This window comes from Nonomuraea sp. NPDC049624 (assembly GCF_040675255.1).
Taxonomy (GTDB): domain Bacteria; phylum Actinomycetota; class Actinomycetes; order Streptosporangiales; family Streptosporangiaceae; genus Nonomuraea.
Genome location: NZ_JBFAOR010000004.1, coordinates 294,202 through 313,511 on the forward strand (window position 1 = coordinate 294,202; position 19,310 = coordinate 313,511).

Below are 19,310 nucleotides of genomic sequence, written 5' to 3' on the forward strand. Positions count from 1 at the left end.
AGCCGTACCATAAGGAGGCATGACTCAACAGCGACTACGCCATGCATCCATGCCGGAAAAGCCGACCCTCGACGGCTTGGAGCAGGTATGGGTAGCTCGCTGGCAGGAGGAGGGCACCTACCGCTTCGACCGGTCCAAGCCGCGCGAGCAGGTCTACTCCATCGACACGCCGCCACCGACCGTGTCCGGCTCCCTCCACGTCGGTCATGTCTTCTCCTACACCCACAGCGACATCATGGCCCGCTACCAGCGGATGATCGGCAAGTCGGTGTTCTACCCCATCGGCTGGGACGACAACGGCCTGCCTACCGAACGGCGGGTGCAGAACGTCTACGGGGTGCGCTGCGATCCGTCGCTGCCGTACGATCCTGACTTCGTTCCACCGGACAAGCCGGGCAAACGTGAGATCTCCATTTCGCGGCGCAACTTCGTCGAGCTGTGTCACCAGCTCACCGCCATCGACGAGAAGGCGTTCGAGGAGGTCTGGCGCCGGGTCGGCCTGTCGGTCGACTGGGACCTGCTCTACACCACGATCAGCGACGAGTCGCAGGCCGTCTCCCAGCGGGCGTTCCTGCGCAACCTGCGCCGCGGCGAGGCCTACCTCGCCGAGGCGCCCACGCTGTGGGACGTCACCTACCGCACCGCGGTGGCCCAGGCCGAGCTGGAGGACCGCGAGTGGCCCGGCGCCTTCCACCGCATCTCCTTCTACGGCGAGCGCGGCCCGATCTGGATCGAGACGACCAGGCCCGAGCTGATCCCGGCCTGCGTCGCGCTGGTCGCCCACCCCGACGACGAGCGCTACAAGCCGCTGTTCGGCACGTCCGCGCTCACGCCGCTGTTCGGCGTCGAGGTGCCGATCCTGGCCCACCACCTGGCCGAGCCCGACAAGGGGTCCGGCATCGCGATGATCTGCACGTTCGGCGACGTCACCGACGTCACCTGGTGGCGTGAGCTGCACCTGCCCACCCGGCCGGTCATCGGCTGGGACGGCCGGCTGCTGCCCGAGCCGCCCGACGGCGTGGAGCCGGAGCCGTACAAGGAGCTGGCCGGCAAGACCGTCCACAGCGCGCGCGAACGCATCGTCGAGCTGCTGCGCGAGTCCGGCGACCTCGACGGCGACCCGCGTCCGGTGCGGCGGCCGGTGAAGTTCTACGAGCGCGGCGACAAGCCGCTGGAGATCGTCACCACCCGCCAGTGGTACATCCGCAACGGCGGGCGCGAGCAGGCGCTGCGCGACCGGCTGCTGGAGCGCGGCAGCGAGCTGGCCTGGCACCCGCCGCACATGCGGGTGCGCTACGACAACTGGGTCGAGGGCCTGACCAGCGACTGGCTGATCTCCCGCCAGCGCTTCTTCGGCGTGCCGTTCCCGGTGTGGTATCCGCTGGACGAGGCCGGCAACCCGGTCCACGACGCGCCGATCCTGCCGGCCGAGGAGTCGCTGCCGATCGACCCGTCCTCCGACGTGCCGCCCGGATACAGCGAGGAGCAGCGGGGGGTGCCCGGCGGGTTCATGGCCGACCCCGACGTCATGGACACCTGGGCGACCTCGTCCCTGACGCCGCAGATCGCCGGCCGCTGGGCGAGCGACGACGACCTCTACCGGCGCGTGTCCCCCTACGACCTGCGGCCGCAGGCGCACGAGATCATCCGCACCTGGCTGTTCTCCACGGTGGTCCGCTCCCACCTGGAGTCCGACGCGCTGCCGTGGACCGACGTGGCGATCTCCGGCTGGATCCTCGACCCCGACCGCAAGAAGATGTCCAAGTCCAAGGGCAACGTGGTCACCCCGCTCGACCTGCTGGAGCAGCACGGCTCCGACGCCGTCCGCTACTGGGCCGCCAACGGGCGCTACGGCGTGGACACCACGTTCGACGTGGGCCAGCTCAAGATCGGGCGGCGGCTGGCGATCAAGATCCTCAACGCCTCGAAGTTCGTGCTCGGGCTGGCCGGCAGCGACGGCGAGGTCACCGAGCCGGTCGACCTGTCGATGCTCGCCGCCCTGTCCGACATGGCCCGCGAGGCCACGCAGGCGTTCGAGTCCTACGACCACACCCGCGCGCTGGAGGCCGTCGAGCGGTTCTTCTGGTCCTTCTGCGACGACTACCTGGAGCTGGTCAAGGCGCGGGCGTACGAGTCGGGGCCGGGCGCCGCCTCGGCGCACGCGGCGCTGCGGCAGGCCCTCGACGTGCTGCTGCGGCTGTTCGCGCCGGTGCTGCCGTTCGTGACCGAGGAAGTGTGGTCCTGGTGGCGTGAGGGCTCGGTGCACCGCGCCGCCTGGCCGGCTCCCGAGCGCGGCCCGGGCGACCCGGCGGTGCTGACCGTGGCCTCGGAGGTGCTGCGGCGGGTGCGCAAGGCCAAGTCGGAGGCCAAGGTGTCGATGCGGGCCGAGGTGTCCAGGCTGACCGTCACGGGGCCCGAGGCCGACCTCGTCCGCCAGGCCCAGGACGACCTGTGCGCGGCGGGAGTCGTCGAGGAGTTCGTCCTCGACGGCGGCGACGTGCTGACCGTCGAGGTGCACCTGGGCTGAGACACGACCGTCCGGCACGTGCGGTGGGGGACGCCTCCCTCACCGCCCGTCCGGCATCCCGGCGTTTTATCGGTGCGCATCCCGGGCCCGGACGTGCCAGTCTTGAACACGTGCAGACCGACCGCCCCACCACACTCGTACCGCCCGTGCTGGCCAAGATGGCCGCATGGTGCGGGTGCCTGATCCTCGTCGGCGTGGTCGTCTACTTCTTCGTCCTGGCGATCGCCCGGCTCACCTTCGTGGCGCTGCCCGTGGCCATCGCGCTGCTGCTGACCGCGCTGCTGTTCCCGCTGACCAAGAGCCTGCGGCGGGCGGGCCTGCGGCCCATCTACGCCACCTGGCTGACCATGCTGGTCGCGCTGGCCGTCCTGGCCGGCACCGGCTGGCTGGTCGGGGCGCGGGCCAGCGAGGAGTTCCCCAACCTGGTCACGCAGGTGCAGGCCACCGCGCGTTCGGTCCAGGAGTGGCTGATCACCGGCCCGCTGCACCTGAAGCAGGCCCAGATCACCGGCTACGTCGACGAGCTCGCCACGATGGTCAACACCCAGCGCACCGCCATCACCGGCACGGTGTTGTCGGCCAGCGCCGTCGCGATCGAGGTGCTCGCGTCCATCGTGCTGCTGCTGTTCGTGACGTTCTTCCTGCTCAAGGACGGCGACCGCATCTGGTCGTGGTTCCTGCGCGCCTTCGGCTCGATGTCGCCGCGGGTCGACCGGGCGGGCCGGGCGGCCTGGACCACGCTCTCCCACTACGTCCAGGGCACCGTGGCCGTGGCCGCCGTGCACGGGCTCATCATGGGCATCGTGCTGGCCGGCATGGGGGTGCCGCTGTGGGCGCCGCTGGCGGTGCTGATCTTCTTCGCCAGCTTCATCCCCATCGTCGGCATCTTCTTCGCCGGCACCGTCGCCACCCTCGTCACCCTCGGCGCCAAGGGCCTGGTCTACGCGCTGATCTTCCTCGGCATCCTCATCGTCGAGCAGCAGCTGGAGAACCACGTGCTCCAGCCGCTGATCGTGGGCAGGGCGCTCAACTTCCACCCGCTGGCGATCATCCTGGTGCTGTCGGTCGGCGGCATCCTGGCGGGCATCGCGGGAGCGGCCGTGGCCGTGCCGGTCGCGGCGGTGATCTACCGGGCACTGCCGGAGCTGCGCCACAAACCGCCCGCCCTGCCGCCACCGCCCCACCACGGGCCACCGGCGGAGGAACCGCCGGCGGGAGGCGCCCCTCCCGCCGGTGAGCCGCCGTCCGGGGGCGCGGTCGCCGCGACGGGGTGACGTGGGGCGGCCCCGGTGGTTCCGATCCGGTGTCGAGGGCGAGTCCAGGGGCCGCAGCGAGTAACCTCGTCACCCGTGACGCGTTCCTCCCTCACCACCCCGCCGCCGGACGCCTCGGCGCCCGCGGCCCATCCCGGCGCCCCGGCGCCGGGCAGCTCCCTCGGCTCCCACTACAGCCGCTGCTTCGGCTGCGGCGGCGACCACCCGACCGGCCTGCACCTGAAGGCCGCCACACCCGACGGCGTCACGGTCGAGGCCGAGTTCACCGTGGGGGAGGCCCACCAGGGCGCGCCGATGCTCGCCCACGGCGGCGTGCTGGCCGCCGCGATGGACGAGGTCATCGGGATGTCGGTCTACCTGTTCCACAAGCCCTACGTGACGGCCCGGCTGGAGACCGACTACCTTCTCCCCGTTCCCGTGGGCACGACACTCCACCTGCGCGCCTGGTGCAACGGGATCACGGGCAGGAAGGCGTACCTTGAGGCTGAGGGGCGCGTGGGCGCTCCCGACGGACCGGTCGCCGTCCGCGCGGCGGCGCTGTTCATCGAGGTGAGCATGGAACACTTCGCTGAGCACGGCGACCTTGCGGCCATCGCCGCCGAACACCAGGACTTCGAGGTGAACCCGTGAGCGACGTGGAGGTCCTCATCCAGCGGCTCGACACCGGGCTGCCGGTGCCGTCCTACGCCCACCCGGGCGACGCCGGCGCCGACCTCTACGCGGCCGAGGACGTCGAGCTGCTGCCCGGCGAGCGGGCCGTGGTCGGCACCGGCGTGGCGATCGCGCTGCCCGACGGCTACGCCGCGTTCGTGCACCCGCGCTCCGGCCTGGCGGCCCGCCACGGCGTCACGCTCGTCAACGCCCCCGGCACCGTCGACGCGGGCTACCGGGGTGAGATCAAGGTGACGCTGATCAACACCGACGCCAAGGAGCCGTTCCGCCTCCAGCGCGGCGACCGGGTGGCCCAGCTCGTGGTCCAGCGGGTCGAACGCGCGGCCTTCTACGAGGTCGAACGCCTGCCCGGCTCGGTGCGCGGCGCCAACGGATTCGGATCGACGGGCCGCTGAAGCGGCCGGCCCGAAGCAAGCCTGGGGCTCCGGCCCCGCGAACAGGGAGAGTGAGGAAGCGTGTTCCGACGTCGTCGTCGTGAGCAGCCGGAAACGGTGGCCGAGCAGGAGTCCCAGGCCCCCACCCGCGAGTCCGGCCCGTGGGACGCCGACGAGCCCCACCCCGACACGGACAGGATCGACCTCGGCGGCCTGCGGCTGCCGCACAACCCCGACTTCGACGTGCGCCTGGCCTCGCTCGGCGACCAGCACGTCGGTGTCGTCGTCCTGTACGAGGACAGCTCGCTGCAGCTGCAGGCCCTGGCCGCGCCGCGCTCGGGCGGCCTGTGGGACGACGTCAGGACCAAGATCGTCGCCCAGGCCAAGACCCTGCAGGAGCGGGAGGGCCCGTTCGGCGTCGAGCTGGCCGGCGAGGTCGCCATGGAAGGCGGCAGCCGGGCGGCCCGCTACATCGGCATCGACGGGCCGCGCTGGTTCCTCCTGGCCGCCATCACCGGCCCCGGCGCCCTCGACGAGCGCGTCTCCGGGGCGTTCCTCGACTTCGTCAAGGACGTCGTGGTCGTGCGCGGCGACGAGCCGATGGCCCGCGAGGAGCCCATCACGCTGAGCCGTCCGCACGAGCGGCAGGCCGTCGAGCAGGACGAACGCCCGGCGTTCAGCCCCTTCAAGCGCGGCCCGGAAATCAGCGAGACCCGCTGAGCGTTACATCTCCGGGCCCCCGCCCGGCCCAGCCCGGCGACATTCCCAAGACCCCCCATCGGCTATTCGCTGACGGCTTACCATCACATAGGCTGAACCATCATGAGTACGGCAGAGCCTCCGAAACGCGGGGGATTGCGCGGCTTCTTCAGCCGGCTGGCCACGACCCAGTCGGAGATCGAGGCCCAGGAACTGCGGGAAGACGCCGACGAGGTCGGCGCGACGCCCATCGTGTCGTGTGGCGGGCGCCGCAGGTTCTGTGTAGCGGGTACGCTACGTACGGTGACATTGCGCCCGAGGGGCGGCGCCCCCGCCCTGGAGGCCGAGCTGTACGACGGGTCCGACGTGATCGACCTGGTGTGGCTCGGCCGCCGCAAGATCGTCGGCATCGAGCCGGGCCGCACGGTCAAGGCCGAGGGCCTGGTCAGCATGCAGGACGGGCGCAAGGTGATGTTCAATCCGCGATACGAACTGCGCCCAGGGAGTTGATCAGGTGAGTGCTGAGGCGGAAGAGGCCGCGCACGAGACCGTCGAGGCGGCGGTGCGAGCCCAGCTCGCCAAGGCCTTCGGCGGCGTCCGCGGCATCATCGAGGCCGCGGTGCCGACGATCGCCTTCACGGTCTCGTGGATCGTCACCGAAGACCTGAAGACGTCGCTCATCGTCAGCATCTCGCTCTCGGTGGTGCTCCTGCTGGTCAGGGTGGTCCAGCGGTCCACGCCGCAGTTCGTGATCAACAGCCTGATCGGCATCGCGATCGGCGCCTTCTTCGCCAGCCGCACCGGCAACGCGAAAGACTACTTCCTGCCCGGCATCCTGTGGAACGGCGCGTACTCGGTGGGCATGTTGTTGTCCATCGTCACCCGCTGGCCGGTCGTCGGGTTCCTCATCGGCTCGGTCACCAACGACCCGGTGGGCTGGCACAAAGACGCGGGCGTCGTCCGGCTCTGCACGCGGCTGACCTGGCTGCTCATGGTGCCGTGCGTGGTGCGGGTGGCCGTGCAGGGCCCGGTCTACCTGTTCGGCGGCGGCGACGAGGCGGTGGCCGCGCTCGGCTTCGCCAAGATCGTGATGGGGTGGCCCCTGCAGGTGGCGGCCCTGGCCGCGATGTTGTGGCTGCTCGGCCGCGGCCGCACCCCCATCAAGCCCCCGGTCGCCCCGGCCTGACCCGTGCCGGAGGACGGGCGGGTCGTGCCGCCGCCTGGGGGTCTCGTCGCGGAAGACCTCGATCGTCTGCCTGACCTGCCCGCGCGTACGGAGCTGATCGACGGAAGGCTGGTCCTCGCGGGCCCTCAGTCGTCCTTCCGCTCGACCGTGGTCGATCTGCTCGTCGAGGGCCTCCGGCGGGCCGTCCCCTCGGAGTTCCGGGTGCGGCGGGGATGAGCGTCATCCTGGACGCCCGCCAGCGCCCGCAGCCGGACGTCAGCGTGGTCAGAGCGGCGGCGGTGCGCGACGACGGCGGCGAGACCTTCTACCGCGCCCAGGATCTGCTGCTGGTCGCCGAGGTCGTCCCGGCGGAGTCCGGGGAGCGTAAGGCGGCTCTTTATGCCGCGGCCGGGATTCCGCACTTCTGGCGGGTCGAGGACGACGGCGAGCCCGTCGTCCACGTCCACGAGCGTGACCCCGCCACCCGCGCCTACGCGCTCACCGGCATCCACCACGACAGGCTCAAGCTGACCGTCCCCTTCGACCTCGACGTCGACCTGAGCCGGATCCACCGCCTCTGACCCTCGGCCCGCCATGATGCCCGGACGCGGGGAGTGAGAGGTTCGTGGGCGTGGGAGTCTGGGGGGGATGAAGGGGAATGCGGTGGGCTGGGTGGTCGCGCGGGTGTGGAAGGCGCTGGGCGGGCGGGTCCGCTGGCGGGTGTTGTGGCTGACCCATGCCACCTTCATGGTCGGCGTCACCGGCCTCGTACGCGACCCCGACGGCCGGGTGCTCGTGCTGCGTCACCGTCTGTGGCAGGAAGGGCGGCAGTGGGGCTTCCCCACCGGGTTCGCCAGGCGGGACGAGACCTTCGAGGGCACCGTCGAGCGCGAGGTGTTCGAAGAGACCGGCCTGCGCGTGCGCACCGGCCGGCTGCTGCGCGTGCGCAGCGGGTTCGGGCTGCGGGCCGAGGTGGCCTACGAGGCCCGGCTCGTCGGCGGCACGCTCAGGATCGACCCGCTGGAGATCCTCGAAGCCCGCTGGGTCACCGCCGACGACCTGCCCGAGGGCCTGCAGGGCGCCCACCGCGACCTGCTCATCCCGAGTACGCCCACCCCGACCACCGACTGACCGCGACCACGATCACCGGCCCTTCGGGCGGCCGCCGGCGGTACTGGTCGTACTTGTCGGCCAGCGCCCGCAGGGCGGCGTCGTGGCCGCCCTCGCAAACGGTCGCCGTGCCGTCGGCGCGCGCCCACCACAGCCTGGCCCAGTCGTCCTCGTAGTGGTCGGCGAGCAGGCTGACTCGCGGGTTCGCCCGGATGTCGCGCAGCCGCGCCAGGTCGTACGTGCTCTTCGGCTTGTGGTCGACGGCGGTGACCACGTCGTCGCCCAGGACGGCGAAGGTGACGGGCACCACGCGCGGCACCCCGGCCGCGTCGGCTGTCGCCAGGCGGGCGACGCGGGCGCCCTCGAACAGCGACCGGGCGCGGCCGGCGTCCATGACCGGGCTCAGCGCTGCGAGAGCAGGTGGGCCAGCTCCTCCTCGACCTCCTGGCTGGCCACGAACAGCAGCTCGTCGCCCGCCTCCAGGGGGTCGTCGGCGGTGGGCACCAGCACCCGGCCCTCGCGCAGGATCGCCACCAGCGCGGAGTCGACCGGCCACGGCACCGAGCCGGCGCGCTGGCCCACCACCGGGGCGTCCTCGGCCAGCGTCAGCTCGACGAGGTTGGCCTGGCCCTGGCGGAACGTCATCAGCCGCACCAGGTCGCCGACGCTGACCGCCTCCTCCACCAGCGCGCTCAGCAGCCGCGGCGTCGAGACGGCGACGTCGACGCCCCACGACTCGTTGAACAGCCACTCGTTGTTGGGGTGGTTGATGCGGGCCACCACGCGCGGCACGCCGTACTCGGTCTTGGCCAGCAGCGACACCACGAGGTTGACCTTGTCGTCGCCGGAGGAGGCCACCACGACGTGGCAGTTGCCGAGCCCGGCCTCGTCGAGCGAGGCGATCTCGCACGCGTCGGCGAGCAGCCACTCGGCGCGCGGCACGCTGTCGATCTTGATCGCGCGCGGGTCGACGTCGATGAGCAGCACCTCGTGGCCGTTCTCCAGCAGCTCGGAGGCGATGGAACGGCCCACGGCGCCCGCGCCGGCGATGGCGATGCGCATCAGTCGTCCTGTTCCGGCGCCGCGGCGAGCACCTTGTTGATCCGGTCCATGTCGTTCTCGGCCGCGATGACGTGGAGCAGGTCGCCCTCCTGCACCACGGTCTCGTCCGTGATGGTCAGGGCCTCGCCCATCCGGTTGATGAAGGCCACGCGGGCGCCGGCCCGGCTCTCCAGGTCGACGACGCGGGTGGCGATCCAGGCCTGGTTGGCGGCCACCTCGGCCAGCACGACCGTGCCCGTGGGGTCGCGCCACAGCGGCTCGGCGCCCTCGGGGAGGATGCGGCGCAGGATCTGGTCGGCCGTCCAGCGGACGGTGGCCACCGTGGGGATGCCCAGACGCTGGTAGACCTCGGCCCGCCGGGGGTCGTAGATGCGGGCGACGACGTTGTCGACGCCGAACGTCTCGCGGGCCACGCGCGCGGAGATGATGTTGGAGTTGTCGCCGCTGGAGACGGCGACGTAGGCGGCCGCCGACTCGATGCCGGCCTCGGTGAGCACGTCGCGATCGAAGCCGACGCCGGTCACCCGCCGCCCCCGGAACCCCGCGCGCAGGCGGCGGAACGCCTGCGGGTCACGGTCGATGATGGCGACGGAATGGCCGCTGTCCTCGAGGATGTGGGCGAGGGTCGAACCGACCCTGCCGCATCCCATGATCACAATATGCATACTCCCCCGCACTTCGCGGTCGGCCGGTTGCTCGACACCAGTATGGCCCGATGGGGGAGCGCCGCGTTTAGGGCATCGGCATGCGGCTAGCATCTCGTTACGTGGCGAAGGTAACGGATCTTGTCAAACGCGTGCTCGTGGGACGTGCCCTGCGAAGCGGGCAGCTCCACGAGCAACTCCTGCCCAAACGCATCGCCCTGCCGGTCTTCGCCAGTGACGCGCTGTCCTCGGTGGCCTACGCCCCGCAGGAGATTTTGGTCATCCTGTCGCTGGCCGGCGTCTCGTTCTATTCCTACAGCCCGTGGATCGCCGTCGCCGTCGTGGTGGTGATGCTCACAGTCGTGGCGTCGTATCGGCAGAACGTGCACGCCTATCCGAGCGGCGGCGGCGACTACGAGGTGGCCACCACCAACCTGGGCAAGAACGCGGGGCTCACCGTCGCCAGCGCCCTCATGGTCGACTACGTGCTGACCGTCGCCGTGTCGGTGGCCAACGGCGTCGACTACGTCGGCGCGACCATCCCGTTCGTGGCCGAGCACCGGCCCGCGATCGCCATCATCATCGTGATCCTGCTCACGGTGGTCAACCTGCGCGGCATCCGCGAGTCCGGCGCGGCCTTCGCCGTCCCCACGTACGCCTTCATGTTCGCGGTGATCGGCCTGGTCGCCTGGGGCGGCATCCGGCTGCTGGTGTTCGGCGACGAGCTGCACGCGCCCAGCGCCGGGTTCACCATCCGGCCCGAGCAGACGAACCTGGCCTCCTTCGCCGCCGCCTTCCTGATCCTGCGCGCCTTCTCCTCCGGCTGCGCCGCGCTGACCGGCGTCGAGGCCATCAGCAACGGCGTGCCCGCCTTCCGCAAGCCCAAGAGCAAGAACGCCGCCACGACCCTGCTCATGATGGGCCTGATCGCCATCACCATGTTCGGCGGCATCATCGCGCTGGGGCTGGCCTCCGGCGTGCGGGTGGCCGAGCCGAGCGTCGTCGCCCACGACCTGCTCAGGCCCGACGGCACCCCGGTCGGCGAGGGCTACTACCAGCAGCCGATCATCTCGCAGGTGGCCGACGCGGTGTTCGGCGGCGGCTCGCTGCCGTTCGTGGTGATCTCCGCGGTGACCGCGCTCATCCTGTTCCTGGCCGCGAACACCGCCTTCAACGGCTTCCCCGTGCTCGGCTCGATCCTCGCCCAGGACCGTTACCTGCCGCGCCAGCTCCACACCCGCGGCGACCGGCTGGCCTTCTCCAACGGCATCATCATCCTGGCCCTCGGCGCCTGCCTGCTGTTGTGGGGCTTCCAGGCCGACGTCAGCCGCCTGCTCAACCTCTACATCGTCGGCGTGTTCGTCTCCTTCACGCTCAGCCAGACCGGCATGGTCATCCACTGGACCCGTCACCTGAGGACGGAGACCGACCGCCAGGTCCGCCACCAGATGCACCGCTCGCGCGTGATCAACTTCTTCGGCGCCATCATGACCGGCCTGGTGCTGATCGTCGTGCTGCTGACCAAGTTCCTGGTCGGGGCGTGGATCGTGGTCATCGCGATGCCGGTGCTGTTCCTCATGATGAAGGGCATCCGCCGCCACTACGACAAGGTCGCGGCCGAGCTGGAGATCACCGACGAGTACGAGCCCGCCATGCTGCCGGCCCGCAACCACGCGATCGTGCTGGTCTCCAAGATCCACAAGCCGACCATGCGGGCGCTCGCCTACGCCCGCGCCACCCGCCCGTCCTCCCTAGAGGCGATCACGGTCGGCGTCGAGGGCGAGGAGGCGCGCCAGCTGCAGGAGGAGTGGGAGCGGCGCGGCATCCCGGTGCCGCTCAAGATGCTCGACTCGCCCTACCGCGAGATCACCCAGCCCATCCTCGACTACGTCAAGAGCCTGCGCCGCCGCTCGCCGCGGGACGTGGTCACCGTCTTCATCCCCGAGTACGTCGTCGGCCACTGGTGGGAGCACCTGCTGCACAACCAGAGCGCGCTGCGGCTGAAGGCCAGGCTGCTGTTCAAGCCGGGCGTCATGGTGACCAGCGTGCCCTGGCAGCTCCACTCCTCCGACCGGCTCAAGGGCCGGCCCGAGCCGTACGCGCCGGGCGCGGTGCGCCGTCCCTGGCACCAGACCGTCAAGGACGAGGGGCAGATCAAGGCGCGCTGACCAGCGCCCGCAGCCGCCAGGTGTCGGACGCCGTCCAGCCCCGCGGCGCGGCGACGGCGGCCCACCCGTCCACGATGTTGGCGCCGTAGCGGTGGCCGTGGCCGGGCGGCACGGACATCGCCGCCGTCATGTCCACCAGCACCTGCCAGAACGTCACCAGCGGGAACCAGTTCATCTGCGGGTTCACCCCGGGCCCCCGAGGGCCCTCCAGCCAGGCCGGCCGGTGGTATATCAGCGTGGGCGACCACCACACGACCGGGTCGGTGGCGTTCTGCAGGTAGACCACGCGCGGCGGCTGCCACGGGCTCCGCGGACGCCACAGGTCGGCCGGGTGCTGGGCGAAGCGGGCCGTCCTGCCGCCCTGGTAGACCGGCCGCCAGACGGGGGTGCCGGGGTCCCGGTGGGTGGTGAGGTGGTTCCAGATGTGGTTGGCGTTGGGCGGGCCGACGAACAGCGCGCCGTCGGTCCGGGCGACCAGGTCGGTCAGGTCGCGGAAGGAGTTCTCCAGCTCGTAGGAGCCCAGGCTCTCGCCGGCGACCAGCAGCCGGGGCCGGTGGCCGGGCGGGAGCCGGTCCCACCTGGCGCGCACCGCCTCGAACAGGGCCCGCCCGGCGGCCGCCGCCTTGTGCCGGTCGGCCAGGAACGACACCCAGCTCGGCAGGTAGGAGTACTGCACCGCGACCATGGCGGTGTCGCCGTTGTACATGAACTCCAGCGAGTCGGCGATGTGCTGGTCGACCCAGCCGGTGCCGGTGGTGCCGAGCACCGCGAGCACCGGACGGCCGAAGCCGCCCGTCCGTTCCAGCTCCCGTACGGCCACCGCGGCCTGCTGCCGGGGCGAGGAGGTGGCGCCGAGTCCGACGTACACGCGGATGGGCTCGGTCGCCGGCCGGCCGGAGAAGGCGGTCAGCTCGGAGACCGTGGAGGCGGTGCCGGTGAAGCGGCGGCCCTCGCGGCCCAGGGAGTCCCAGGCCACCAGCGACCCCGGCCCGCCGGAGACCTTGGCCGAGCCCGGCCTGCGCACGCCCGGATGGGTGCCCTCGTTGGTGACCGAGGAGATGTCGCTCATCGTGTTGAGGAACCCCGAGAACAACACGTCGTCGGCGAACACCGCGACCACGGAGGCGACGATCAGCACGCCGGCGATGTGGCCCACGTAGGCGGGGACGTACCGGTCGAGCCAGTCGATCAGCCTGCGCCCGGCCAGCCGGACGAGCCGGGCCAGCAGCAGGCACAGCGCGAAGAGCGTGACCGCCACCGCCAGGATCACCGGCGGGAACCAGTTGATCCGGACGTCCATGCCCATGAGCGCCCGCACGTCCCGCTGCCAGTCGATGCTGTACCAGAGCGCCACGACGGTCAGCCCCGAGCAGCCGCCGATCATGATCTGCCAGGCGGCCCGCCGCCCCCGCTCCGGCAGCCGGTACGGGATCGCCGCCCGCCCCAGCGCGCCCGCCGTGGCCCCCACGCCGTAGCCGAGGATGCCGGTGACCGCGCCCATCACGCCCTGGAACAGCCACGTGCGCGGCAGCAGCGAGGGCGTCAGCGAGGCGCAGGCGAACAGCACGGCCAGCAGCGTGCCCCCGAATCCGAGCCGCCGGCGCACCACCCGACTTCTGTCCATCGTCACCCACAGTAATGACTCAAGTCCGGAAAGTGGGCATGCGGGGCACGAGGCAGGGCGCGCGGACGTCGCCCGTGGCGGCTCACCATAGGGTGGGGGTGTGGAACAGGCATCTCTGGAGCTGACGGTCGGTCCGGTCGCGCATGGCGGCTGGTGTGTGGCACGCCATGAAGGGCGGGTGGTCTTCGTCCGGCACGCGCTGCCCGGCGAGCGGGTGATCGCCGACGTGACCGAGGAGACCAGCCGGTTCCTGCGCGCCGACGCCGTGGAGATCCTGGAGCCCTCGCCCGACCGCGTCGTCCCGCCCTGCCCGTACGCCGGCCCCGGCCGCTGCGGCGGCTGCGACTGGCAGCACGCCACGCTGGAGGCGCAGCGCCGGCTCAAGGCCCAGGTCGTGACCGAGCAGCTGCACCGGCTGGCGGGCATCGAGCGCGAGGTCGTCGTGGAAGAGGTGCCCGGCGCCAAGGACGGGCTCGGCTGGCGTACCCGCGTGCAGTTCGCCGCCACGCCCGCCGGCGAGCTGGGCTTCCGCCGGCACCGCTCGCACGAGATCGAGGTCGTCGACGCCTGCCTGATCGCCCACCCCGAGGTCGAGGCGGTCGCCGCCGAAGACCACGCGTGGCCCGGCGCGGCCGGCATCGAGGTCATCGCCTCCGCCGGCGGCGACCGTGCCGTGGTGGTCTCGCCGCGCCCGCGGCGCAGCGTGAGCGTGCCCGAGCTCGACGCGCCCGCCTCGATCCTGCTCGACCAGGGCAAGGGCCGCACGGTGCCGCGCCGCGGCTCCGGCGTGCTGCACGAGCATGTGGGCGACCGCGAGTTCCGGGTCGCGGGCAGCGGCTTCTGGCAGATCCACCCGGGGGCGGCCGAGACGCTGCTCGACGCGGTGCTGGCCTACGCCGCGCCCGAGCCGGGGGAGTGGGCGCTCGACCTCTACTGCGGGGTCGGCCTGTTCGCGGCCGGGCTGGCCGAGGCGGTCGGGCCCGAGGGCGCGGTGTTCGGGCTGGAGTCCGACGCGGCGGCCGTCCGCGACGCCCGCGCCAACCTGCGCGACCTGCCGCAGGCCAGGGTCGAGCGCGGCCGGGTCGAGGAGGCGCTCGACCGGTTCCAGATCGAGCGCGCCGACCTCGTCGTGGTCGACCCGCCGCGGTCGGGCCTCGGGCGCGAGGTGGTGGAGCGCGTGGCGGGGCTGGAGGCGCTGCGCATCGTCTACGTCTCCTGCGACCCGGCGACGCTGGCCAGAGACCTCAAGTGGCTGGGCGAGCTGGGCTACGAACTGACCGACCTGCGCGCCTTCGACGCCTTCCCGATGACCCACCACGTCGAGTGCGTGGCGCTGCTGGTGAAGCGCTGACTGCCGCCGCCCGGGCAAGGCGTGACCTCATCGTGACGGTTTGCCGGAACCTCGGGCGGGTGAAGCTGTCTATCGTGCATCCATGGTCGCCTCCGGAGGCGCGGGCCGCCCAGGATCGGACAGGCCGCCGATGACGCCGCTGACGATGAGCCATCGGCACCTGCCCGGCGTGACCGTGATCGAGGTGTGCGGTGAGCTCGACGCCACCAACCACGCGCGATTACGGGAGCACGTCCGGCAGGCCAGGGCGCGTCCGGCCGATCACGTGGTGTTCGACCTGAGCGCGATGACGTTCATGGACAGCTCGGGGCTGCACGCCCTGCTCGCCTGCCACCAGGAGGCCCGCGCGCACGACGCCCGGATCTACCTCGCGGCCCCGCAGGGCGCCCCCGCCCGGCTGCTGGAGATCACCGGGGTCGACGCGCACCTGCCGGTCTACCCCACCGCCGAGGCCGCCGTGGCCGCCGCCGCGGCCGATCCGCCCGGCTGAGTCTTTGGTCACGCCCGTCCAGACCAAGGACGGACGCGCCGCGCGGGGAGGCGTCCCTAGCGTCGGGGCATGACGCAAACCACCCTCGCCGGACGCGTGCAGGAGATCGACGCCGTACGCGGGTTCGCGCTGGCGGGCATCCTGGTCGCGAACATCGGCTTCCTGGCCGACCCGGGGTACGCGCTGTCGGGCGCCATGCCGATCCCCGACGGGCCCGTGGCTCTGGCCATCACGGCGTTCGTGCTGACGAAGTTCTACATCATCTTCTCGTTCCTGTTCGGGTACTCCTTCACGTTGCAGATGCGGGCGGCCGAGCGGGCGGGGGCGAGCGTGCGGGCCAGGACGTTGCGCCGCTGCCTGGCGCTGTTCGTCATCGGGCTGGCGCACGGCCTGCTGCTGTGGATCGGTGACATCCTCACCCTGTACGCCGTGCTCGGCCTGGTCCTGCTGGCCCTGCGCGGGCTCAGACCGAGGACGGCCGTCATCGCCGGCTCCTCGATCATCGGCGCGCTGACCCTGTTCTGGCTGGCCCTGGCCTGGCTGTCCACCCTCGACCCGGCCGCCGGGCAGCCCGCCGCGGCCGACCCGGCGGCGGCCGCCCGCGTGCTGGCCCTGGCCAGCGGCGGGCCGCTGGACTTCCTGACGATGCAGACCGAGCTCTATCCGCCGCTCGTGGCCATGATCTGGCTCTTCCAGGGGCCGACCGCGCTGGCCATGTTCCTGTTCGGGCTCGCGGCCGGCAAGTCCAGGCTGCTGGAGGGACTCGGGCGCCGGCCCCGCCTGCTGGCCCGCGTCCAGTGGGCCGGCTTCGGCGTCGGCCTGCCCGGCGGCCTGCTGTACGCCTGGACGTCCGGCCGGACCGGCGCGGTCGAGCTGATCGGCGGCGCGGTCAACACGCTCACCTCGATCCTGCTGGCCGCCGCCTACGTCGCCACCCTGCTCCGGCTGATCGGGCGCTTCCCGGCGGCGGCCCGCGTCCTGGCCGCGCCGGGACGGGTGGCCGCCTCCAACTACGTCGGTCAGTCGCTGCTCATCGCCCTGGTCTTCACCGGGTACGGGCTCGCACTCGCGGGCCGCCTGTCACCGATCGCGGTGATGGGCGTCGCCCTGGTGATCTACACCGTGCTCGTGTGGGCGAGCGCACTTTGGCTGCGCACCCACCGCCACGGCCCGGTGGAGTACGTGCTGCGCCGGATCACCCAGTGGCGCTGAGGTCACCGGCGCTGAGGTCACCGGCGCTGAGGTCACCGGGGCTGAGGTCACCGGGGGTGAGGTGACCGGGGCTGGGGTGACCAGCGCTGAGGCGACCAGCGCTGGGGTCAGAGCCAGCCCATGCGCTGGGCGGTGCGGATCGCCTCCAGCCGGTTCTGGGCGTTGAGCTTGGTCATGGCGCTGGACAGGTAGTTGCGCACGGTGCCCTCGGTCAGGTGCAGCTCGCCGGCGATCCTGGAGATCGTCGCCCCGTCGCCCGCCAGGCGCAGCGCGTCGCGCTCCCGTTCGGTCAGCGGGCTGTCGCCGGCGGCCATCGCGGCGGCGGCCAGCTCGGCGTCCAGGTAGCGGCCGCCGGCCATGACCTTGCGGATCGCCATCGCCAGCTCCTCGGCGGAGGCGTCCTTGCCCAGGAAGCCGCTCACGCCGGCGGCCATCGCCCTGCGCAGGTAGCCGGGGCGGCCCAGGCTGGTCAGGATGACGATCTTGCACTGCGCGCTGATCCGCTCGGCGGCGCTCAGGCCGTCCATGCCGGGCATCTCGATGTCCAGCACGGCCACGTCGGGGCGGTGTTCGGCGACCGCGTCCACGACCTCGTCGCCCCGGCCCACCTGGGCCACGACCTCGATGCCGTCCTCCAGGTCGAGCAGCGCGGCGATGGCGCCGCGGATCAGGTGCTCGTCGTCGGCGAGCAGCACGCGGGTGGTCATGCCGGCACCGCCGCGCGCAGCAGGTAGCCGCCGTCGGACGTCGGCTCGGCCCGCAACACGCCGCCCGCCGCGCCGACCCGCTGGGCCAGGCCCGCCAGCCCGTTGGCCGCGTGCTCGCCCACCGGGCCGCTCACCCCGTCGTTGGACATCTCCAGGACCCCGTTCTCGATCGTGATCGTGCAGCGTTCGGCCGTGCTGTGCTTGAGCACGTTGGTGGCGCCCTCGCGGACGACGGTGGCCAGCAGGGTGCGCGCCTCCGGGGCCAGCGCCGTGGTGTCGGCCCGTACCGTGCAGCGGACCTCGGCCGCCTCCAGCACCGCCCGGACGCCGGCCAACACCTCGTCCAGGTCGAGCGCCCGGTAGTTCTGCACCACGGCCCGCACCTCGCGCAGCGACCGCCTGGCCAGGTCGCGCACCTCGAACATGGCCCGCTCGGCGGCGGCCGGGTCGCCGGGCAGCGACTCGGCGGCGCGGGCGGTCCTGGCCGAGACGTCGGCGAGGCTCTGCCCGAGCAGGTCGTTGAGGTCGCGGGCGAAGCGCAGCCGTTCCTCCGAGACCGCCAGCCTGGACCTGGCCTCCTGCCCTTCGTGCGCCTCCTTGGCCACCCGCCACAACCACAGGTTCGCCAGCACGCCCCCCACGCCGATCCCGGTGAACACGGCCAGCACCGCGACCGCCGACACCATCTCCACGGGCAGGCCCATGGTCAGCGCGAGGACGACGACCAGGACGGCGATCCAGCCGGCCGACAACGTGACGATCGTCCGGCGGCGGACGAAGGGGGCCAGCATCGCCAGCCACACCGGCACGGTGTACAGGATCGTGCCGGCCGCGAGGACCACGGCGAGCACCCCGGACACGGCCAGCAGCGCCGTCGGGCGGGGGCCGCCGCGCACGGCGATCCGGAACGGCCGCGTGGCCAGCGCCATGAAGACCAGCAGCAGCACGCCGGCGGCCACGAACACCTGCCCGGGCAGGTCGACGCTCTGCCCGAGGAGGTACAGGTTGTAGAAGCCGGTCGCGGACACCAGCAGGATGATGTCGGTGGAGTAGACGATCAGCCAGCGGACCTTGTCCAGCCGGGTCGGCCGCCTCACGCGGGCACCGCCGCGCGCAGCAGGAACTCGCCGGTGGGCGTCGGGGCGGCCGAGAGCGAGCCGCCCGCCGTGGTCAGGCGCTCCGACAGGCCGCGCAGGCCGCTGCCCGGCGCCGCGGAGAGATCTTTGACGCCGTCGTTGCGCATCTCCAGCACGCCGCCCTCGATCGTGATCGCGCAGGTGGTGGCCGAGCTGTGCTTGAGCACGTTCGTGCCGCCCTCGCGCACGACCCACGCCAGCAGCGCACGCCCGGCGGGGGACAGGTCGCCGGCCCTGGTCTCGATCAGGCAGCGGGCGCCGGCCGCCTCCAGCGCCGCCCGTACGCCGGCCAGCTCGGTGTCCAGGTCGAGCGTGTGGTAGCCGTCCACGGCCAGTTGCACCTCGGCCAGCGAGTCGCGGGCCAGATCGCGCACCTCGTCCATCTCGGCGAGGGCCCTGGCCTGGTCCTTGGCCGCGAGCTTGGCCGCCAGCTCGCTCTTCAGCGTGATCACCGACAGGCTGCGGCCGAGCAGGTCGTGCAGGTCGCGGGCGAAGCGCAGGCGCTCCTCGGCGATGGCCAGGCGCGCCTTGGCCTCCTGGCCGTCGCTGGCGTCCCTGATCGTCCACCACAGCCAGCGCCACAGCAGCATGGCCGCGACCATGAGCGCGCAACTGGCCGCCTCGGGGATCAGCGTGCCGGCCCAGGACCGGTCGGTGATCGCCACGACGTACGCGCTGACCAGGACGGTCACGGTGGCGCCCAGGCAGGCCGTGGCCCACAGCGGCAGGTAGAACGCGGCCACCGACACCCACAGGACGCCGGTCTCCAGCCAGGTGGCCGTGCTCGCGATCTCGTCGTGCGGCAGCAGCAGCACCGAGCCGGCCGCGCACGCCCCGGACACCAGCAGCTTCGCCGTTGGCCGCGGCCGGTCGTCGAAGGCGGCCCGCAGCACGGAGGGGAACAGCGCGAACTGGCCCGCCAGGCAGGCGATCGCGAGCAGCGCCTGCGGCAGGCCCATCAGGCCGCGCGTGGCGTAGACGATGACGAGGGTGACGAACACCAGGCCCAGGAGGGTGACCATGACGTCCATCCAGTGGATGAGGATCTTGCGTGCGCTCTCGGCACGGCTCGCCATCGTCTCCCTCACCCCCTGG

Annotated in this window: 21 protein-coding genes; 14 read left to right on the forward strand and 7 right to left on the reverse strand. The window is 72.1% G+C overall.

Going from position 1 to position 19,310, the window contains the following annotated elements; genetic code table 11:
- Positions 1-49: 49 nt before the first annotated feature.
- The 10 genes from valS to AB0J76_RS17780 all read left to right on the forward strand — a co-directional run bounded on the left by valS (position 50) and on the right by AB0J76_RS17780 (position 7,842).
- On the forward strand, positions 50-2,527 hold the full coding sequence (gene valS / locus AB0J76_RS17735; RefSeq protein WP_352324040.1) for a valine--tRNA ligase: 2,478 nt from the start codon (positions 50-52) through the stop codon (positions 2,525-2,527).
- Between the two features lie 110 nt (positions 2,528-2,637).
- Positions 2,638-3,801, forward strand: coding sequence for an AI-2E family transporter (locus AB0J76_RS17740; protein ID WP_352324041.1), 1,164 nt, complete (start codon positions 2,638-2,640; stop codon positions 3,799-3,801).
- A gap of 75 nt (positions 3,802-3,876) precedes the next feature.
- Complete coding sequence (locus tag AB0J76_RS17745; protein WP_352324042.1) at positions 3,877-4,431, forward strand: PaaI family thioesterase; 555 nt, start codon at positions 3,877-3,879, stop codon at positions 4,429-4,431.
- Positions 4,428-4,868, forward strand: coding sequence for a dUTP diphosphatase (gene dut / locus AB0J76_RS17750; RefSeq protein ID WP_352324043.1), 441 nt, complete (start codon positions 4,428-4,430; stop codon positions 4,866-4,868). Before AB0J76_RS17745 ends, dut begins: the two co-directional genes overlap by 4 nt.
- A 60-nt stretch (positions 4,869-4,928) precedes the next feature.
- A complete protein-coding gene (locus AB0J76_RS17755; protein WP_352324044.1) occupies positions 4,929-5,567 on the forward strand; it encodes a DUF3710 domain-containing protein in 639 nt (212 codons plus the stop codon).
- A 102-nt stretch (positions 5,568-5,669) separates the two neighbouring features.
- Entirely contained in the window at positions 5,670-6,056 is a 387-nt protein-coding gene (locus tag AB0J76_RS17760) for an OB-fold nucleic acid binding domain-containing protein (RefSeq protein ID WP_352324045.1), read from the forward strand.
- A 4-nt stretch (positions 6,057-6,060) separates the two neighbouring features.
- Positions 6,061-6,732, forward strand: a complete 672-nt coding sequence (locus tag AB0J76_RS17765) for a DUF3159 domain-containing protein (RefSeq protein ID WP_352324046.1) — start codon at positions 6,061-6,063, stop codon at positions 6,730-6,732.
- 24 nt (positions 6,733-6,756) lie between these two features.
- The gene (locus AB0J76_RS17770; protein WP_352324047.1) at positions 6,757-6,948 is read left to right on the forward strand and encodes a hypothetical protein; all 192 of its coding nucleotides are present in this window, start codon (positions 6,757-6,759) and stop codon (positions 6,946-6,948) included.
- Positions 6,945-7,292 carry a Uma2 family endonuclease gene (locus AB0J76_RS17775; protein ID WP_352324048.1) on the forward strand — a complete coding sequence of 116 codons (348 nt, stop codon included), beginning with the start codon at positions 6,945-6,947 and terminating at the stop codon, positions 7,290-7,292. The genes AB0J76_RS17770 and AB0J76_RS17775 overlap by 4 nt, the downstream gene beginning before the upstream one ends.
- A 67-nt stretch (positions 7,293-7,359) precedes the next feature.
- On the forward strand, positions 7,360-7,842 hold the full coding sequence (locus tag AB0J76_RS17780) for an NUDIX domain-containing protein (RefSeq protein WP_352324049.1): 483 nt from the start codon (positions 7,360-7,362) through the stop codon (positions 7,840-7,842).
- Here AB0J76_RS17780 and AB0J76_RS17785 read toward each other — a convergent pair.
- Genes AB0J76_RS17785 through AB0J76_RS17795 form a run of 3 tightly spaced genes read right to left on the reverse strand, consistent with a single transcriptional unit; the run spans position 7,808 to position 9,548 of the window.
- Entirely contained in the window at positions 7,808-8,215 is a 408-nt protein-coding gene (locus AB0J76_RS17785) for a TIGR03668 family PPOX class F420-dependent oxidoreductase (RefSeq protein WP_352324050.1), read from the reverse strand. The genes AB0J76_RS17780 and AB0J76_RS17785 overlap by 35 nt on opposite strands.
- An 8-nt stretch (positions 8,216-8,223) precedes the next feature.
- Entirely contained in the window at positions 8,224-8,883 is a 660-nt protein-coding gene (locus tag AB0J76_RS17790) for a TrkA family potassium uptake protein (protein ID WP_352324051.1), read from the reverse strand.
- Positions 8,883-9,548, reverse strand: a complete 666-nt coding sequence (locus AB0J76_RS17795) for a TrkA family potassium uptake protein (RefSeq protein WP_352324052.1) — start codon at positions 9,546-9,548, stop codon at positions 8,883-8,885. Before AB0J76_RS17795 ends, AB0J76_RS17790 begins: the two co-directional genes overlap by 1 nt.
- Positions 9,549-9,649: 101 nt before the next feature.
- On the opposite strand from AB0J76_RS17795, the gene AB0J76_RS17800 reads away from it, so the two are divergent.
- Positions 9,650-11,695, forward strand: a complete 2,046-nt coding sequence (locus AB0J76_RS17800; RefSeq protein WP_352324053.1) for an APC family permease — start codon at positions 9,650-9,652, stop codon at positions 11,693-11,695.
- Here AB0J76_RS17800 and AB0J76_RS17805 read toward each other — a convergent pair.
- Positions 11,682-13,319 carry an alpha/beta-hydrolase family protein gene (locus tag AB0J76_RS17805; protein ID WP_352324054.1) on the reverse strand — a complete coding sequence of 546 codons (1,638 nt, stop codon included), beginning with the start codon at positions 13,317-13,319 and terminating at the stop codon, positions 11,682-11,684. The genes AB0J76_RS17800 and AB0J76_RS17805 overlap by 14 nt on opposite strands.
- A 100-nt stretch (positions 13,320-13,419) precedes the next feature.
- Between AB0J76_RS17805 and AB0J76_RS17810 the strand changes: the two genes are divergently transcribed.
- The 3 genes from AB0J76_RS17810 (at position 13,420) to AB0J76_RS17820 (ending at position 16,372) form a co-directional block, all read left to right on the forward strand.
- Positions 13,420-14,670 (forward strand): class I SAM-dependent RNA methyltransferase, encoded by a 1,251-nt coding sequence (locus AB0J76_RS17810; protein WP_352324055.1) that lies wholly within the window; start codon positions 13,420-13,422, stop codon positions 14,668-14,670.
- Positions 14,671-14,752: 82 nt separating this feature from the next.
- Complete coding sequence (locus AB0J76_RS17815) at positions 14,753-15,160, forward strand: STAS domain-containing protein (protein WP_352324056.1); 408 nt, start codon at positions 14,753-14,755, stop codon at positions 15,158-15,160.
- A 69-nt stretch (positions 15,161-15,229) separates the two neighbouring features.
- On the forward strand, positions 15,230-16,372 hold the full coding sequence (locus AB0J76_RS17820; RefSeq protein ID WP_352324057.1) for a DUF418 domain-containing protein: 1,143 nt from the start codon (positions 15,230-15,232) through the stop codon (positions 16,370-16,372).
- A 107-nt stretch (positions 16,373-16,479) separates the two neighbouring features.
- Here the strand turns inward: AB0J76_RS17820 and AB0J76_RS17825 are convergent, their stop codons facing one another.
- From AB0J76_RS17825 to AB0J76_RS17835, 3 genes are read right to left on the reverse strand one after another with little or no spacing between them, the layout of a single operon-like run.
- Positions 16,480-17,079, reverse strand: coding sequence for a response regulator transcription factor (locus AB0J76_RS17825; RefSeq protein WP_125646369.1), 600 nt, complete (start codon positions 17,077-17,079; stop codon positions 16,480-16,482).
- On the reverse strand, positions 17,076-18,176 hold the full coding sequence (locus AB0J76_RS17830; RefSeq protein ID WP_352324058.1) for a histidine kinase: 1,101 nt from the start codon (positions 18,174-18,176) through the stop codon (positions 17,076-17,078). Before AB0J76_RS17830 ends, AB0J76_RS17825 begins: the two co-directional genes overlap by 4 nt.
- Positions 18,173-19,291 carry a histidine kinase gene (locus AB0J76_RS17835; protein ID WP_352324059.1) on the reverse strand — a complete coding sequence of 373 codons (1,119 nt, stop codon included), beginning with the start codon at positions 19,289-19,291 and terminating at the stop codon, positions 18,173-18,175. Before AB0J76_RS17835 ends, AB0J76_RS17830 begins: the two co-directional genes overlap by 4 nt.
- Between the last annotated feature and the right edge of the window lie 19 nt (positions 19,292-19,310).

What these genes read in the sequence shown, in the direction of transcription:
- valS (WP_352324040.1), top strand. Translation starts at nt 50, where the DNA reads ATGCCGGAAAAGCCGACCCTCGACGGCTTGGAGCAGGTATGGGTAGCT.
- AB0J76_RS17760 (WP_352324045.1), top strand. Translation starts at nt 5,670, where the DNA reads ATGAGTACGGCAGAGCCTCCGAAACGCGGGGGATTGCGCGGCTTCTTC.
- AB0J76_RS17775 (WP_352324048.1), top strand. Translation starts at nt 6,945, where the DNA reads ATGAGCGTCATCCTGGACGCCCGCCAGCGCCCGCAGCCGGACGTCAGC.
- AB0J76_RS17780 (WP_352324049.1), top strand. Translation starts at nt 7,360, where the DNA reads ATGAAGGGGAATGCGGTGGGCTGGGTGGTCGCGCGGGTGTGGAAGGCG.
- AB0J76_RS17785 (WP_352324050.1), bottom strand. Translation starts at nt 8,215, where the DNA reads ATGGACGCCGGCCGCGCCCGGTCGCTGTTCGAGGGCGCCCGCGTCGCC.
- AB0J76_RS17790 (WP_352324051.1), bottom strand. Translation starts at nt 8,883, where the DNA reads ATGCGCATCGCCATCGCCGGCGCGGGCGCCGTGGGCCGTTCCATCGCC.
- AB0J76_RS17795 (WP_352324052.1), bottom strand. Translation starts at nt 9,548, where the DNA reads ATGCATATTGTGATCATGGGATGCGGCAGGGTCGGTTCGACCCTCGCC.
- AB0J76_RS17805 (WP_352324054.1), bottom strand. Translation starts at nt 13,319, where the DNA reads ATGGACAGAAGTCGGGTGGTGCGCCGGCGGCTCGGATTCGGGGGCACG.
- AB0J76_RS17815 (WP_352324056.1), top strand. Translation starts at nt 14,753, where the DNA reads ATGGTCGCCTCCGGAGGCGCGGGCCGCCCAGGATCGGACAGGCCGCCG.
- AB0J76_RS17820 (WP_352324057.1), top strand. Translation starts at nt 15,230, where the DNA reads ATGACGCAAACCACCCTCGCCGGACGCGTGCAGGAGATCGACGCCGTA.
- AB0J76_RS17825 (WP_125646369.1), bottom strand. Translation starts at nt 17,079, where the DNA reads ATGACCACCCGCGTGCTGCTCGCCGACGACGAGCACCTGATCCGCGGC.
- AB0J76_RS17835 (WP_352324059.1), bottom strand. Translation starts at nt 19,291, where the DNA reads ATGGCGAGCCGTGCCGAGAGCGCACGCAAGATCCTCATCCACTGGATG.